Annotated in this window: 14 protein-coding genes; all 14 read left to right on the forward strand. The window is 41.0% G+C overall.

Annotation, left to right across the window (positions count from 1 at the left end; translation table 11 throughout):
- The first annotated feature begins 55 nt into the window (after positions 1 to 55).
- A complete protein-coding gene (locus tag LEPTO7376_RS18810; RefSeq protein ID WP_015135679.1) occupies positions 56 to 409 on the forward strand; it encodes a hypothetical protein in 354 nt (117 codons plus the stop codon).
- Positions 406 to 804, forward strand: a complete 399-nt coding sequence (locus LEPTO7376_RS18815; RefSeq protein ID WP_015135680.1) for an HNH endonuclease — start codon at positions 406 to 408, stop codon at positions 802 to 804. The genes LEPTO7376_RS18810 and LEPTO7376_RS18815 overlap by 4 nt, the downstream gene beginning before the upstream one ends.
- 42 nt (positions 805 to 846) lie before the next feature.
- The gene (locus tag LEPTO7376_RS28470; RefSeq protein ID WP_015135681.1) at positions 847 to 975 is read left to right on the forward strand and encodes a hypothetical protein; all 129 of its coding nucleotides are present in this window, start codon (positions 847 to 849) and stop codon (positions 973 to 975) included.
- A gap of 27 nt (positions 976 to 1,002) precedes the next feature.
- Positions 1,003 to 1,712, forward strand: a protein-coding gene (locus tag LEPTO7376_RS25155) for an IS1 family transposase (RefSeq protein WP_225901104.1) whose coding sequence is annotated in 2 segments (ribosomal slippage) — positions 1,003 to 1,282 and positions 1,282 to 1,712 — 711 coding nt in all. Because the reading frame shifts where the segments join, the coding sequence is not laid out codon by codon here.
- Between the two features lie 137 nt (positions 1,713 to 1,849).
- Positions 1,850 to 2,914: a phage integrase gene (locus LEPTO7376_RS18830; RefSeq protein ID WP_015135682.1), complete on the forward strand. Its 1,065-nt coding sequence runs from the start codon at positions 1,850 to 1,852 to the stop codon at positions 2,912 to 2,914.
- A gap of 163 nt (positions 2,915 to 3,077) precedes the next feature.
- Positions 3,078 to 3,311, forward strand: coding sequence for a DUF433 domain-containing protein (locus LEPTO7376_RS18835; protein WP_015135683.1), 234 nt, complete (start codon positions 3,078 to 3,080; stop codon positions 3,309 to 3,311).
- Entirely contained in the window at positions 3,308 to 3,649 is a 342-nt protein-coding gene (locus LEPTO7376_RS18840; protein ID WP_015135684.1) for a DUF5615 family PIN-like protein, read from the forward strand. The genes LEPTO7376_RS18835 and LEPTO7376_RS18840 overlap by 4 nt, the downstream gene beginning before the upstream one ends.
- Positions 3,650 to 3,909: 260 nt before the next feature.
- A complete protein-coding gene (locus tag LEPTO7376_RS18845; RefSeq protein WP_015135685.1) occupies positions 3,910 to 8,841 on the forward strand; it encodes a filamentous hemagglutinin N-terminal domain-containing protein in 4,932 nt (1,643 codons plus the stop codon).
- Positions 8,842 to 8,940: 99 nt separating this feature from the next.
- A complete protein-coding gene (locus LEPTO7376_RS25160; RefSeq protein WP_015135686.1) occupies positions 8,941 to 9,777 on the forward strand; it encodes a filamentous hemagglutinin N-terminal domain-containing protein in 837 nt (278 codons plus the stop codon).
- Between the two features lie 57 nt (positions 9,778 to 9,834).
- Positions 9,835 to 10,233, forward strand: a complete 399-nt coding sequence (locus tag LEPTO7376_RS27895; protein WP_225901096.1) for a transposase — start codon at positions 9,835 to 9,837, stop codon at positions 10,231 to 10,233.
- Between the two features lie 13 nt (positions 10,234 to 10,246).
- Positions 10,247 to 10,819 carry an IS630 family transposase gene (locus tag LEPTO7376_RS27900; RefSeq protein ID WP_041763060.1) on the forward strand — a complete coding sequence of 191 codons (573 nt, stop codon included), beginning with the start codon at positions 10,247 to 10,249 and terminating at the stop codon, positions 10,817 to 10,819.
- Positions 10,820 to 10,948: 129 nt separating this feature from the next.
- Positions 10,949 to 14,020 carry a hypothetical protein gene (locus tag LEPTO7376_RS18865; RefSeq protein ID WP_015135687.1) on the forward strand — a complete coding sequence of 1,024 codons (3,072 nt, stop codon included), beginning with the start codon at positions 10,949 to 10,951 and terminating at the stop codon, positions 14,018 to 14,020.
- A gap of 3 nt (positions 14,021 to 14,023) precedes the next feature.
- A complete protein-coding gene (locus LEPTO7376_RS18870) occupies positions 14,024 to 16,600 on the forward strand; it encodes a CHAT domain-containing protein (RefSeq protein ID WP_015135688.1) in 2,577 nt (858 codons plus the stop codon).
- A gap of 187 nt (positions 16,601 to 16,787) precedes the next feature.
- A complete protein-coding gene (locus LEPTO7376_RS18875) occupies positions 16,788 to 17,549 on the forward strand; it encodes a DUF928 domain-containing protein (protein ID WP_041764140.1) in 762 nt (253 codons plus the stop codon).
- Positions 17,550 to 17,633 lie beyond the last annotated feature (84 nt).

A 17,633-nucleotide genomic window follows, 5' to 3' on the forward strand; every position in this document is an offset into this window, starting at 1 on the left:
AAATTATGGTTTAGTGCAAGAGGTTTAGAATAAAAGTAACTACGACGGTTTAGCTATGGCTCAAGTACTTTTAGACTTACCCGATGATCTTGCCGAGCAGGTACAAGCCCTTGCTCAAAGTGATCGTCTTGGTGAAGTACTATCTATTGGCTTAAATCAGCCTGTGATGCCAGCCCATATTTATAGCTATATCCTCGGTTTTCTGATTAGCAATCCATCCCCTGAAGCAATCGCCGAATTTCGTCCGACCCCAGATATGCAGAAAAGATTGCAGACATTGCTAGAGCGCAACCAAGCTGGGACATTAACATCTCAAGAAGAGTCTGAGTTGCAGGAATATGAACGCATCGAACATTTAATTGTGATGCTCAAGCTCGGTAATCTTAAGAGTTTGCCGACTGCTGCATGAGCTATATCTCCAATAAACTCCGAGAACAGGTTATCCAACGGGCAAATGCTTGTTGTGAGTATTGTCGAATACCTGCGAATATCGGTTTCTTTCCCCATGAGATCGACCACATCATTGCGGAAAAACATGACGGTGCAACAGAGCTAGAAAACTTAGCCTATGCTTGTTGGCGATGTAATCGATATAAGGGTTCTGACTTAGGTTCCTTTGATCCGATTACCGATGAATTCACGTTTCTCTATCACCCACGTAATCAGAATTGGTCTGAGCACTTTTCCTTGGAAGAAGACCGTATTGTTGGTCAAACGCCAGTTGGTAGAACCACAGAAAAGTTATTGCAGTTTAATACCCCAGAGCGACAGCGAGAACGACGTTTATATCTGCTTAAGGCGTAGGAAAATTCCACAAAAGTCTTGAATTTCTCCAGACAATAAATAATGGCTCAGTTCTACGCGGTGGATATCCGGGGCTTTCTAGTCACTATTTTCTTCGTCAAAGGTTTCTCTCTGAAAAAAGAGAGTTCAGCAACTGGTAGTGGTGCACTAGTAATGGTTGTGGAAGAATAGGGGCAAGATTAAACGTCAAGTCTCACCGTGCTCACTTGCCCTCAATGTCAGTCTCCCAGCACCATTAAATATGGTCACACCCATTCGGGAAAGCAGCGCTATCGTTGCCATGAATGTGGTCGCCAGTTTGTGGAACATCCTGCCCACCCTCCCATTGCAACTGACACTCGTCAATTGATTGACCGTCTCCTATTAGAACGTCTCTCTCTCGCTGGTATCACTCGTGCCACAGGGGTCTCTCTGCGCTGGCTACAGTACTATGTCAATGCCAAATTAGAGACTGTGCCTCACGAGTTACCTGTGACTCAAAAAAAAGAGGGCAACTGACCATCGAAATGGATGAATTGTGGTCTTTTGTCGGTAGTAAAGGTGAGAAAGCATGGATTTGGCTGGCTCTTGACCGAGACACCCGAGAGGTGGTGGGATATGCCATCGGAGACCGTAGTCAAAAGACTGCGAAACAATTATGGGATTCTCTGCCTCCTGTGTATCGTCAGTGTGCGCTGGTCTACACCGATTATTGGGATGCCTATGGCTGTGTCTTACCGAGTAAACGTCATCGAGTTGTGGGCAAGGAGACTGGACAAACAAATCATATTGAGAGATTCAACAACACTCTACGTCAGAGAACGTCCCGCTTAGTCCGTCAGGCACTTTCCTTCTCGAAGAAGTGGGAAAACCACATTGGAGCAGTGGTCTATTTTCTCAGACACTATAATCTCTCTCTTCAGTTATGACCATTACTTGTGCATCACTACCCAGCAACTTTGTGCTTGCATCCTATGTAGGTTAAGGATTACAATACACCAGTACTTGGTTAGTACGGTACGCTCAATATTCGGTTGGTTCTTGTCTAGATTTTGTCTAGACAAATATGGATCTTGAACAACTCAATAGTCATTTGAAGTCCCTTCACATTCGCGTCACCGTTGAAAGACAGGGGCACAAGCTGTATTTGCGTGCGACTCTTCCCCCTAAGCCTGACTCAAAACGCCAGTTTGCTTTTTCACAACGCATCTCTTTAGGCATTAATGCGAATGAAGCAGGGTTACAGATTGCTAAAGAAGAAGCGATTAAGTTAGGTGAGCTACTTACCAATGGTGAGTTCAACTGGTTACCCTACCTCAGAGATCGTAGTGAGACTTGTGATGCATGGTGTGATCGGTTCAAACAAGATTATTTTCAGCGGCGACCAGATCGTCCGCAAACTTACACGACTTACCGCACTAGTTACGACCAAATTTTTCGTAAGTTACCAGCTCATAGAAAGTTATCGGCTAAGGTCTTAAAAGATACTCTCTTGTCTATTCCAGCAGGAACGAGACAACGTCAGAGAGGGACTATGGCGCTTTCTAAATTGGCCGAGTTTGCAGGGCTAAATTGTGATCTAAAGCGCTATAAAGGCGACTACGGTCAAAAGAGTTTGAAAACACGTATTCTGCCAAAAGACAAAGTGATTGCAGACAAGGTTAGTAGTTTGCCTAATCTTGTTTGGCGATGGGCCTACGGCATGTTGGCAACCTATGGTTTACGGCCTCATGAAATTTTCTTTGTTGATTTTGATAAGGATGGCCTTATCTGGGTCAGTGAAGGAAAGACTGGTTCTCGTCATGTATCGCCGCTTTATCCAGAATGGGTAGCGCTTTTTGAGCTTGAAGCAAATTTATGTCCCCCGAAAAACTTGGAGTCTAATCCTCCGAATTATGATGCGCTTGGCCATCGGGTGACCAATCAATTTCGTCGCTATGGTGTGGGTTTTCCACCTTATCATCTGCGCCATTGTTACGCACGACGGTCTAAGGAGTTTGGTTTAAAGCCTGTGGATGCAGCAAAGTTGATGGGGCATAGTCTAGATGTGCATTTCAGGATTTATCACCATTGGTATACGAAGGATGATGTGATGCGGGTGAATGAAAGTATTCGGTTAAATTCAGCTTGACCAAAACCACCTATGCTTGATTAAATCTGATTACCTTTTGCATCTACCTCTTATTTAGAGTTGGGCGATCACTCTAAACCAGAAAACTTATCTTGGTTACATTCTTTACTGTGCGGTTTAGGATGATGGCTAAGACCTCTCTTGATAGTCACAGTCACGCGCGATGAATACATCGAATACTTTACTCTCACGTATTACTCAAACCCCCGGTCAGTGTGGTGGTCGCCCATGCATAAGAGGTATGCGCATTCGAGTGTGTGACATCCTCGAAATGCTTGCTGAAAGTGTCAGTGTGGATGAACTGTTGGAAGACTTTCCCGATCTGGAGTTTGCTGATATCCAAGCCTGTTTGATCTTTGCCGCTAAACGTACTGAATTTCCGCGTTTAACAGCATGAAATTTTGGATAGATGCTCAACTGCCACCCTCATTAGCAGGCTGGTTAAGTTCTACATTCGATGTGGAAGCTGAAGCCTTGAGAGATATAGGTTTACGCGATGCTAAGGATGAAGAGATCTTTGGTGCAGCTCAAGAACAAGCCAATGTAGTCATCATGACGAAAGACAGCGATTTCGTTGATCTCGTTTGTCGTCTAGGAATGCCACCTCAAATTCTCTGGATTACTTGTGGCAATGTAACTAATCGCAATCTCAGAAAATTACTCTCTGCTACTTTTGAGCAGGCAGTCATCCAACTTCAGGCTGGTGTGAATATTGTCGAAATTAGTGACCAATAATGAGTTGAGACATTAATAATGAGTTGAGACATTACAGAGTTGAGCTCTAAGAGGATGTCTGAAAAGGGTCTGACCGTAACTTTTGTCGAAATGAGTTGCACGTAACAATAAGCACTTCAGGCGATCAACCTGGCGGAATTTACGCAGTATTTATCGAACATAAAGACTTTTCAGACATCCTCTAAGGCACTTTTTCTAAAGTGAATGACAGCATATTCATTCCTAATTGATACTTTCTTTCTTTTTGGGAGGTTCTCTGTGTGAAAAAGAAAATTTTGTTGGGTGCTTCAGTCTTTTTTTCTTCTGTTCCTTACTACCAGCTATCAATTTCAGCCCAGATTCACCCAGATAACACTCTGGGAATAGAAAGTTCAATAGTTAATCAGATCGATGTTAATCGGTACAAGATTAGCGGTGGAGCACAGAGGTTAAACAACTTATTTCATAGTTTTCAAGATTTTAATGTGCCAGCATCTGGGGAAGTTTATTTTGTCCCTGATAAATCTGTGCTCAACGTTCTTACACGAGTAACAGGAAATGATCCTTCTGAAATTTTAGGGACTTTAGGAGTTGAAGGGAGTTCAAATTTATTTCTGATTAACTCAAATGGAATTTATTTTGGGTCAGATGCGAGTTTGGATATCGCCGGTTCATTTACAGCAAGTACGGCAGAGAGTATTCCATTTACAGATGGTAATAACTTTAGCTCTACACCTACAGATGGTAATGAATTGTTAAGTATAAGTGTGCCCTTAGGGGTGCAGTTTAACAGCCAACCCCAAAGTGACATTACGAATAAAGGTGATCTTTCAGTAGGTATAGGGCAAAGCCTGACATTTTTTGGAAATACTGTCTTGAACAGTGGCAGTTTGACCGCCACTGGCGGTACTGTGATGATTTTGGGAAATCGGGTTGGGCTAATTGATCAGGCTGAGGTTGATGTCTCCAGTAATGCGGGTAATGGCAAGGTGTTAATTGGAGGAGATTATCAAGGTTTGGGTACAGTCCCAAATGCAACTCAGACATATGTGGGACCAGAGGTAAATATTCGAGCTGATGCTCTAGCCGATGGACATGGTGGTTATGTCGTTATTTGGGCAGATAACATTACTCGCTTTTTCGGAGAAATTAGCGCTCAAGGGGGAAATAATTCCGGTAACGGTGGGTTTGTAGAGGTTTCAGGTAAAAGGAGCTTATATTTTGACGGTGAAGTTGATACTCGAGCTTTTAATGGACAACCTGGCAGCTTACTGCTGGATCCTATCAATATAACTATTTCTGTTGTTGCTCCCGCTGGATTTAATACATTGACTGATGAACAGGATCCAGTCTTTGATGATTTTTTTCTTGCAGAGACAGAATATGGAGGACAAAATATTCACCTATTGCCGAATACAGTTGGAAACTTGCTGCGTCAAAATAGTCTGACTTTAGAAGCTGCTGAAACAATTCAGGTCAATGATAGTGTGACCAATGATGAAATCTATGATTTAACCCTTAGAGCTCCGAACATTAATGTTTCCGGAGCTTCACTAGAGCAGTTAGGAGGAGGAGATATTATTGTCCTCACTGAAAACTTGAATATTGTTGCTGGTGGAAAGCTTGATACATCTACAAATAATGAGAGCGACTCTGGTCAAATACGAGTTGTTGCAACTAATGCCTTAGTGGATGGGGTAGGTTCTAGTATTACCAGTCAGGTAAATCCAGGTGGGACAGGTAATAGTGGAGGGATTGATATTGCTACAACCAATCTTTCTGTTCAGAATAGAGGAGCTATCAGTACCACGACTACTGCTGGAGCTCAGGGTAATGCTGGATTAGTGAAGATTACGGCAACAGGTGATATCGATGTTATTGGTGATGGTTCTGACTCTCCTCTCAACTCTCGCATTATTAGTCAGGTAAATGAAGGTTCAGGAGGAAGTAGTGGTGGTATTGATATAACAACCGAGAACCTGGATGTTAGGGCTGGTGGCAAGATAGATACATCTACCGGGGCTGATGGTAATGCTGGCTTGTTAAAGATTGCTGCTGGAGGAAATATTTTAGTTGATGGTCTTGGTTCTAGTATCGCTAGCCAGGTAAATCAAGGAGCTGTAGGTAGTAGCAATGGTATTAATATTGCAACGAATAATCTCTCCGTACAAAATCAAGGCATTATAAGTGCTTCAACCGCTAACGATGCTCAAGGCAATGCTGGATTAGTCATTATTTCTGCAACGGGTAATATTGATGTGGTTGGAGACAATGACCCCATCACCAATTCCGATGCTCGAATTATTAGTCAAGTGAATGCGGGTTCAGAGGGCAACAGTGGAGGCATTGATATAACCACTGGAAATCTAAACCTTAGGGCTGGTGGCAAAGTCGATACATCGACGAGTTCGGAGGGTAATGCTGGCCTGTTAAAAATTGCTGCTGGAGGGAATATTTTGGTTGATGGCCTTGGCTCTAGTATTGCCAGTCAGGTGGATCTAGGAGCTACAGGCAATAGTGATGGCATTAGTATCACTACTAATAATCTCTCAGTCCTGAACCAGGGATTTATAAGCGCTACGACTACTGCTGGAGCTCAAGGTGATGCTGGCGTAGTCACCATTACTGCAATGGGTGATATTAATATCATTGGTGATAACGATCCTGCAACAGATCCTGAAACGATTGCTGATTCTCGCATTGTTAGCCAAGTGAATGTGGGTTCAGAAGGCAACAGTGGCGGGATTAATATTACGGCTGGCAATCTAAATGTTACGGGTGGTGGCAAAGTAGATACTTCAACAGGCTCGGAGGGTAATGCTGGCTTGTTAAAGATTGCTGCTGGAGGAAATATTTTGGTTGATGGCCTTGGCTCTAGTATCGCTAGTCAGGTGGACCCAGGAGCTACAGGCAATAGTAATGGCATTAATATCAGTACTAATAATCTCTCAGTACTGAACCAAGGATTGATCAGCGCGACGACGACTAATGGAGCTCAAGGCGATGCTGGCGTAGTCACCATAACTGCAACAGGCGATATTAATGTAATTGGTGATGACAATCCTGCGACAGACCCTGAAACGATTGCTGACTCTCGCATTATCAGCCAAGTAAATGTGGGCTCAGAAGGTAATAGTGGGGGTATTGATATTACTGCTGGCAATCTAAATGTCATGGGTGGTGGCAAAGTAGATACTTCGACAGGCTCGGAAGGGAATGCTGGCCTGTTAAAGATTGCGACTGGAGGAAACATTTTGGTTGATGGCCTGGGTTCTAGCATCGCCAGCCAGGTAAATCCAGGGGCAGCTGGAAATAGTGAGGGCATTAATATCAACACCAATAATCTCTCAGTGCAGAATCGAGGACTGATCACTGCGACAACTACCAATGCAGCCCGAGGGAATGCTGGTCTAGTCAAGATTAATGCGATCGCCGATATAAATATTGTTGGGGATAACAATCCTAATACAGACCCAGAAACGTTTCTAGACTCTCGCATCACCAGTCAAGTCAATGAAGGAGCCAAGGGGAATAGTGGGGGAATTGATATAATCACTGCAAACTTGAATGTTAGAGGTGGTGGCAAAGTAGATACCTCGACTGGAGCCCAAGGAAATGCTGGTCTATTACAAATTGCTGCTAGGGAGAATATTTTAGTTTCGGATCTTGGCTCTAGTATTGCGAGTCAAGTGAATGAAGGAGCTACAGGCAGTAGTGAAGGTATTGATATCACTACGAATAATCTCTCAGTGCGAAACCGAGGTCTCATCACTGCTACGACCACTGATGGAGCTCAGGGGAATGCTGGTCAATTGAAAATCAGTGCTATGAGTGACATTAATGTCATTGGCGATAATATTCCTGTTGTTGATCCTGTAAGAGATCTAGACTCTCGCATCACCAGTCAAGTCAATGAAGGTTCCAAGGGGAATAGTGGAGGGATTGACATCAATACCGGAAATCTAAATGTGTTGGCTGGTGGCAAAGTAGATACCTCTACAGGGGCTGAGGGTAATGCTGGTCTATTACAAATTGATGCTACAGGCAATATCCTGGTGGATGGCATTGGCTCTACCATTGCCAGTCAGGTGAATGAAGGAGCGACAGGCAATAGTGAAGGCATTGACATTACGACGGATACTCTCTCAGTCTTCAATAAGGGAGCAGTCAGTGCCAGTACTGTTGATCGAGGAACAGCTGGTTCAGTCACTTTGAGGTCAAGAAGTAACTCGAATTTACTAATTACTCTGGCAGATAACAGCGTAATCAGTGCCACAACAAACAGTCCAGCAAGAGGGGGTGACCTCACAATTGAGGGGACTGAGTTAGTAACTATTCAGGGTAAAGGGGCATTAACTGTTGAAAGCTTATCATCAGACTCTGGTGAAACAGGTGATGTAAATGTTTTTGCCAATTCAGTTGTATTAGACCAAGGACTTGAACTGTCTGCAAGAACAGCTTCTGATTTTGGCGGGGGCAATATCATACTTGATGTGAATGATCTTGTTCTTTTGCGCCGAGGTAGTTTTATTAATGCTGAATCCACTAGCATTGCTAATGTAAGTAGTGGCGGCAATGTTGATATAAATACTGGCTTTATTATTGCGTTATTTAATGAAAACAGCGACATTGTAGCCAATGCAGTCGGTGGAAACGGTGGTAATGTTTCGCTTACTGCTAATCGTATTTTTGGGTTAACGCCTCAAAATAGTTTTTCAACTTTAGAATTACGTAACAATACAAGCAGTGATGCCAGTGCAAGCTCACAGTTAGGTATCTCTGGTAACGTGACATTTCTGAATCTTAGTTTTGATCCTGCCCAGGGACTAAATGAATTGCCAGGAGATTTAGTTGATGCGGAAGATTTAGTTGGTTTGCATGGATGCGCGGTCGAGCAAGGAGAAATTGCTGGCGGTAGTGAATTAGTGGTCACAGGGAAAGGAGGCTTACCTGTTAACCCGAATGGTAATTCAAGTATCCCTACTGCAACTCTGGACTACCTTGGCAATCCTAAGAATATTCAGGTGATCGCTACCGATATCCCTCACGATTCAACACCACTCTCGACGACAAGAATAGTGACACCTGAAGAAATTCAACTAGCTAAAGGATGGCAAAGACTTCCTGATGGCAAGATTGCACTGGTTAATCAATCCTCCCTGCAGTCAAGTCAAAATATTCCAATGCATCCTGACTGCATGGCTAAAAGATAAAAAATAATTCAATATCAATATTTATTGTCATTGTTTAGAGCCCTCGAATAAGCCTTTTATATTGGTTGTCAAGCCTTGTTCTCGTATCTGCCCCTCACGATGAAAAGTTCCACTATTTTCGCGACTGCGATAGTTATCGCTTCTGTTTCTTTCACGTTAATTCCTTCACCTTTATCCGCACAATTGTTGCCAGATGGGACAACAACAACAAATATTTTGTCGGATCAGTTAGTTCGTGGAGGCTTAGCAAAATACGTCATCGGTGGTGATTCTCAGAATGGAAGTGTCCTTCATAGTTTTAGAGAGTTTAATATCGATCCTCATCAAAGACTTTACTTCGCAAATCCAGTCACTATAGACAATATTATTACCCGTGTTACTGGATCAACAGCAAGTAATATTCTTGGGACGTTAGGAGTTGATGGTAATGCAAGTCTATTTTTGATAAATCCACATGGTATTTTTTTTGGAGATAATGCCAGCTTGGATATTGATGGTTCATTGTTATTATCAACCGCTACTGATATCGAGTTAGACAATGGAACTCTACTCAGTATTAATAGTGCGCCCCCTAGTGATTTACTCTCTATAGATCCCGATTCTTTATTCGATAATTCTCTTCGCAACTATAAAGGACAAATCACAAGTGAAGCAGATTTGAAGGTTGGCGAAAGCTTACATATCTCAGCGAATGGCATACTGGAAATCCAAGGTGACATAAATACTGGAGCTAAAATTCACCTTTCAACAGTAACAGGAGATATTTCTACTGGTTCTATTGAGCAATATGCTTATGACGGAGACATTGGAGATATAAATATATCGACTGTAACAGGGGATATTTCAACTGGTGATATTACACAGTATTCTTATGATTCTGAAGATAGTGAGAATATAAAGATATCGACAATAACTAGGAGATATTTTAACTGGTGATATCTACCAGTACAGCAAATTTCAGCCTAGCAAGGTGTATGAAGTAGTATAGGTGAGTTGACTGGTGAGGAAGAAAGTAGCATCTTGCCGAAAGCCTACTCATTAGACTTAAGACAGAAAATAGTGGATGCCTACGAAAGGGGTGGTGTGAGTCAAAGTAGTCTTGCCCGACAATTTGGAGTGGCGAAAAGTTTTGTACAAAAGCTCCTCGACCAAAAACGACTGACAGGGTCGATTGCTCCGAAAAAACGAAGCCAACAAACACCTCCCAAATTAAACGAAGAGCATCAAACAATATTGCGCCAGTTGCTCACCAAGAAAAACGATGCGACGCTAGCGGAACTATGTGATGAGATGGAGAAACGCACTGGTCTCCGTGTGGCCAATAGCACCATGCATCGCACCTTAAGAAGAATGGGATATAGCCTCAAAAAAAACATTCTATCCAGACCTTAAGGCGACAAAACGAGTGCAACAAGCCAGATATGATTTTTGGCAGAAAATGCAAGCGACTCTAGCGAAAAACTTGATTTTTATCGATGAATCGGGCGTGAACTTAGCCATGACAAGACTGAGGGCACGTTCTGAGAAAGGGAAACGAGCTTATAGTCCGAAATCCAGTAAACGAGGCAAGAATGTTTCTTTGATTGGAGCATTAGGCTTCAAGGGAATGGTCGCTAATTATCATCTGCTGGGGAGTACGGATGGATTAACCTTTGAAGCATTCATCAGCCAGAAGTTAATACCAAACTTATGGGCGGGAGCATGTGTGGTGATGGATAACTGTTCGATTCATTTAGGAGAGTCAGTACGCACAATGATTGAGGCCGTGGGAGCTAAGTTGATTTACCTTCCTCCCTATTCTCCAGATTTTTCACCCATTGAAAATTGCTGGTCAAAGTTGAAAAGTACCTTGAAAAGTATCGGGGCAAGAACTTATCTAGCTCTAGACAAGGCAATTGAGGTAGCTTTTTCCAAGATTACCCTTGATGATATTCGATGCTGGTTTACACATTGCTGCTATTGCACCTCACTCGACTAGAAATTGCTATACTCATATTCTGGAGAGAATGGAAATATAAATATATCGACTATAACAGGAGATATTTCGACCGATTATATCTATCAATACTCTTATAGTGGTGAGAATGTGAACATAAAAATATCGACTATGACAGGAGATATTTTGACTGGTAATATTGAGCAATATCTTTATTATGGGAATAATGGAAATATAAATTTGTTGACTACAGTAGGAGACATTTCTACTAGTGAGATAAATCAATTTCTTTATCATGGTGATAACGGAAATATAAATATATCAACAGTAACGGGAAACATCCAAACCGATAATGTGATCGGAGGTGAGATTAACGTATTTGCGTTATCCGGTGATATCTCAATGGGTCAAGTTAATACCTCTTCTGAAAATGAACGCTTTAGTGATGTTCTTCGTAACAGCAATGATCTGAGTATATCGACACTGTCAGGGGATATATTAATTGAATCAGTAAATTCCTCACTAGACACTTCTGAACTGTTTGAAGTCCCTCAATTCCACCCTCAAATAGTTAAAGGGGGAGATATAAATATATCAACTAATACAGGTAGTATATTTGTGGGGAATATTCTTTCTTTTTTACTTTCAAATATTAATATTAATGGAGGTGGAGGGAATATCAACCTTTCGACAATTAATGGAGGCATAGTAACAGGTGATGTTTTTTCTGCTGCAATTTCTTCACGAGGTATTTCTCGGAGTAATGGAGGTAAAATCTCGATATTGACAAATATTGGGGATGTCAAAACAGGTTTTATCAGTTCTGATTCTATAGCTGCTACAAGCTCTGACTCTACTATTATTCTTGATCCTGATTTTGATCCTAATTTTAATCCCAATTTCCCTAATTCTAACTTCTTTGTTGTTTCACCTTCAGGAGATGCTGGAGATATTCAGATATCTACATTTAACGGAGATATTACATCAAAAGCTATATCTGCCTCTTCTTTTTCATTATCTGATTTAGTACTATACAATTTAATGATGAGTGGTGCTTCTTTCCCTTTGGGAGATTCTGGAAATGGTGGAGATATCTATCTGTCAATCAAAGAAAAAGGCGATATCTCAATTGTTGGTAGTGACAGAGGTTTTCAAGGGGATTTAGCCCCTATTGTATCTTCTTTATTGAGAAGTGATGCTTTGCTCACTTCCAGTACATTTTCGACTTTCGGGGAATCTGGTTTTGGTGGAAATATTATAATTGAAACTCCGAATATACTAGAAAACGTTGAAATTCTCACTCTTTCTTCTACGTCACAATCAGGAGCTGTAAGCATTTTGGGCAGTAACGACTTGGAACTAAATAATATCGATGTCGTTACAAGCAAACAATTAGAAATTAAATTAGGAAGTCAACCATTTGAAATTAAGTTCTCTGTAGATCTTGGTGGTTTAGGGCAGTCAGGAAATGTATTGATTGAGAGTTTGGGCAATATAAATTTAATTGATAGCTCCATTACCAGTGAGAGTAATAGTAGTAAGCCAGCAGGAAATGTAAATATAATTAGTCCAAAAACTATTACTCTAGCTAGAAGCTCAGTAATCAGTGATAGTAACGATTTTGGTGATGCCGGAAATATCCAATTTGATACATCAACTCTGAATATTTTAGAAGGGAGTAGAGTTCTTGCTCAAACTAATGGATTAGGCGATGGCGGCACAATAACTATTAATGCTTCAAGCGACGTCAATCTAGGTCGTGGAGTACAAGATTTCTCTCCAATACTTTCTGTAGAAACATCTGGTGCTGGAAAAGCTGGAGATATCATTGTAAATACTCCTGTCTTAAATGTTTTTGATACAGCACGAGTCACAGCGACAGCAACCGAAAACTCTTCAAGTCGAGAAGGAGGTGGCAGTATTCGATTGAATTCTGACCAAATGAATTTGAGAGGAGAAGTAGGCATATTTGCTGAAACACAGGGAGAATCTCCAGCAGGAATATTAGCCTTAAAACCATATCAAAATAACCTTGATTTAAATGTAGAACTCTTCCCAAATTCAAAAATATCTGCCTCAACATCTGGTAGCGGAAGAGGAGGTGATTTAATAGTTTTAGCACCTAGGAATATTGAGATTAGTGGCGCCGGACTATTGTCAGCAGAAACATCTAGCACTGGTGATGCGGGTAATATCAATATTACAAGTCAAAATCTTACGCTGAGTGAAGATGTAACTATATCAACTTCTACTGCTGGTTCAGGAAACGCCGGTAATATTAAGCTAACGGTTGCCGAAGATCTAAATATTCTAAATAGCAAAATTCTATCTAGTGCCTTACCCGAGTCCAGTGGCAATAGTGGCAACATAATTATCGACCCAATCAGTACAGTCTTAGACAATTCAGATATTGCAGTCAGTGCTCAAGGAAATGGTATTGGCGGAGGCATTGAATTAATATCAAATCGTTTATCACTCATCAACAACTCCAGACTGAATGCAATAAGTGATCGTACTGACGCGGGTAATATCAATGTTTTTGTCCCCGAATATTTATTTCTAACAAGCGACAGTAATATCACGACTAATTCAGGTGACGATGGAGGCAATATAAATATCATTACTCCTTTTATTATCGCCCTACCCAATCAAGACAATAATATTGTGGCTGAAGCGATAGCTGGAAATGGAGGTAAGATCAATATTTTTTCCAAAGCCTATGATTCAGTTTCTCTATTCGGGATTGAATTTACAGGAGAAGACATAGCCCTTAGAAACGATATTTCTGCAAAATCAGACTTAGGAGTAGATGGGGAAGTCCTCATTAGCCTTCCAGAAATTGATGAAACAGCAGGTCTTAATGAATTACCTGCGGACTTAGTTGATGCAGAAGACTTAGTGGGTTTACATGGCTGTGCGGTTGAAGATGAAAAAATTGCTGGTGGCAGTGATTTAACTCTCATTGGAAAAGGAGGCCTATCAAATAAACCTGAGGGAAATGTGGGTATCTCTTCACCGATACTGATTTATTTAGGTAATCCCGATAATATTCAAGAAATAGCTGATTCTCAGACATCACCTGTAGCCGCTCAAAACTCTTCTGTAGTCCCCAAAACGGCCCGAGGCTGGCAACAGCTAGAAGATGGGACTCTTCTATTGACGTTTGATATGCCTTCGTCGGAATCCCAAACTGTACAAAATTCACTTCCTAAACACCCTTATTGCGTTGCACAGGAGAACTAGAAAATGAAACCACAATTTTTCCTTTTCCTTACTTTCCTGAGCTTTGTCCCACTTCAAATTCGACCGAGCATTGCCGCAACAATAGATACTAGTAATGGCTTATCCGCCATCAATATCAACTCAGATCAACAGCAACCCAATACCGGAGAGACTGTTGCGGACTGGCAGACATGGCGAGACACAGCGCTTTACTATGCCAAAACTGGCGAATTAGATAAGGCAAAAAAAGCATTACAAGAAAGCGAAGCTCTCCTCACAATCGCGGAAGGTGAGGATAAATTCAATCATTTACATGCTCATATCCTCGATGTCGATGCATACATAAGTATGCTGCAAGGCAATAATACTGAGGCTCTAGAAACATGGAAAAAGACAGCTGCTATTTATCGTCAAGCTGGAGATAACAATGCTCTCTCCCTTGCTGTACTGAATCAGATTCAAGCCTTACAAAATCTTGGGTATTATCACCAAGCCGAAAAACAGATAAAGCTAAACTATGAATGGCTCAAACAACAGTCCGATAATGCGACAAAGGTTAAAGCAATACAAACTTTTGGAGATATCGAGTCCCGCCTCAATCGTTACGAGAAAGCGATCATCAAATTAGAAGAAGCACAATCGATTGCTAAAAACAATAACTATGTGGAGCTTTTACCGGAACTTGCATTGAATTTAGGCAATGCTTATCAGTCACTCGGAAATATAGAACAAAGTAAGGGAGAAGCATATAAAGCAACAAACAATGGAAAAGTCGGTGAAGTGGCTAAGAAAAAATTTGTTTTAGCAGAAGAGAAATACACTGCAGCAATTGAGCAATACCAACACATTCCCACAAACACCATATTTGGCGTGCAAGCTCAGATTAATATCCTTGGGTTATTGCAAAATAAAGCAGATGAAATTGACATTACGACTAATACGACCCGAGAGCAAATTGAGCAGATCCAGGAAAGTCTTAAAGTACTTCCACCCACTCGTCCCGTGCTTTATGCTCGTATCAACTTTGTCCGTCGTCTTTTCTCAGAACCAACGTCCAATAGCGATCTGATCCAACAGCAACTCACCACTACTTATAAGCAAGCGATTCAATTAGGCGATATCCGCTCAAAATCCCATGTCCTAGGACTCCTCGGGAAACTGTATCTCACAGGAAATCGTCTCATAGAAGCCAAAAAACTGACTAACGAAGCGATCGCCATCTTACCAGTTGGCTCAGAAGATTTACGTTATCAATGGCAATGGCAACTTGGCAAAATATATCGTCAACAAGATAACAACATCGAGGCGATTATCGCTTATAAAGGAGCATTTGATAATCTCCAGGAGATTCGGAGTGAACTCATCGCTGTTACCTCTGACACTAGATTTTCTTTTAACGAGGAGATTGAACCGGTTTATCGAGAGTTTATTGACTTACTCCTCACTCCAGATGCTGGCCAAGCAAAACCATCCCAAGAAAATTTGCTTCAAGCTCGGACTGTACTTGAAGCTCTTCAGCTCGCTGAACTAGATAACTTTTTTCGCGATGCATGTATCCCATTCCAAGAAGAAGAAATTGATAAAATCATTGACCAGAATGAATTAGGTGCAGCCGTTATCTACCCAATCATTCTTAGCGATCGCCTAGCCGTCATCACTTCCTTCCCCAACGGCACGCTCGACTATAAAAGCACCTCGGTTAAATCAGAAAGACTTGAATTAGTAATCCAAGAGATGCGAGCTTCTCTCAGTCGAGCCTACCCTACGGAAAAGCGAATAGAAATTTCTTTATTGTTTTATCAGAGTTTAATAAAGCCTTTTGAAAATGAATTCCAAGACCAAGAAGTCACCAGCCTAGTCTTTGTTCTTGATGGTAGTCTGCGAAATATTCCTATGGCAGCGCTCCATGATGGCGAAAAATATCTCATCGAAAAATATGCGATTGCCCTCACTCCTGGCTTAAAGCTACTTCAATCCCCAGAATTATCGTCGCAACAACTGCAACAAGTCATTCTCGGAGGGATAAGTAAATCAACACCAAATAGTCCTCCCCTCCCTGATGTTACAAAGGAAGTTGAGCAAATCAGTGCTCGTACCGAAGAGCAACTACTCTTAAATGAAGCATTAACAGAAAAAGCCTTTGGTGAATTGGTGAAGAATCTGAATTACCCAATCGTTCATCTCGCTACTCATGGAGAATTTAGTTCTAGTCCCGAAGGAACATTTTTGCGAATGTGGGATCAAGAACTTTCGATTTTAGAACTTAGGACATTGCTTGAACAACGAAATCGTCCTGATAGAATTCCTATTGAAATGATGGTTCTAAGTGCTTGTCAAACTGCTGCAGGCGATAAAAGAGCAGCTCTTGGTTTAGCCGGATTATCAGTTCGCTCAGGTGTTCGAACTACTGTCGCAACCCTATGGTCAGTGAATGATCAATCCACAGCCAAATTTATGGGCATATTTTATGATGCTCTCCAAGACCCAACTTTGAATAAATCTGATGCACTACGCTACGCACAACTTGAACTGCTCAAAGATTCTAATTTCCGACATCCTTATTATTGGGCACCATTTGTAATGATTGGGAACTGGTTTTAGATTTTTATTAGAAGAAATTATTAAGGTATTTAAATATTAGAATGATTCTCTAATGCAATTAGTCTATAGAGTGGGAACAATCTTAATATGTAGCAAAGCTTGAATAGCCTACTATCTAGTACAATCTGAAATCTCCGTTGAAACTATGATATCCCTGTTTAATTCATATATTCCAAAAAGTTTATTGATGGGACTCGTCTGTACTATATCCATTTGGGGATATAACTTACATAGTAGCTATGCCCAGGATTCAATTTTTTTATCAAAATACGGTTTTGCTCCGACTAAGCCTGTTAAAAAAGGAGATATTGGAGGTGTTGGGGGGGCCTCACGAGGTGAATGTCACTATCAGACAATCATGCTTGAACATGGTTATACTTCCACCATTCAAGAAAACCCGACATTTTGGGTTTATATCAGGAATCTTCAACAAGAAAATCAACAGTTAGCTGTGCAAGTAAATTTACGCCTCACACCTCTAGATGCAGAAAACGAAAACAGCTCTAATATTTCTGATATAGATAAGCCTACTAATTTTGAGAACATTGGGATTAATGTTTTTCCTGAAATTGTGACAAAGCCATATACACTGTCTGAAAATGGATTGATTTCTTTGCAAATCCCTTCTGATAAAGGATTACTAGTCAACAAAAAGTATCAATGGGAAATCCAAATTCTATGTGGCGCGACTCATGAAGACATTGCAAAAATACCAAAAAACACAAATATTGTAGGAGATTTTGGAGTTATTCATCGAATACCGGATGGTGGAATATCAAATAACCTTCAAGGATATCTGGAAAATGGTATTTGGATAGATACTATTAATGCTCTAATTGATCTAAAAAGTTCGCCAGATCATAGCACTATCTCGAACCAAGAAACTTTGTTGGAAGAGTGGGAAAACTATATTCAAAATCTAGAAAAAAAGTTATCTCCATCTCAATAGTATATTTTTCGATGCACCAGTCACCGATATTCATGTCTATTAAAAATATTTTGGATTCTAATTTAAAGCTCTATGTTTTAAAGT

The sequence above is a fragment of the [Leptolyngbya] sp. PCC 7376 genome, from assembly GCF_000316605.1.
GTDB lineage: Bacteria > Cyanobacteriota > Cyanobacteriia > Cyanobacteriales > MRBY01 > MRBY01.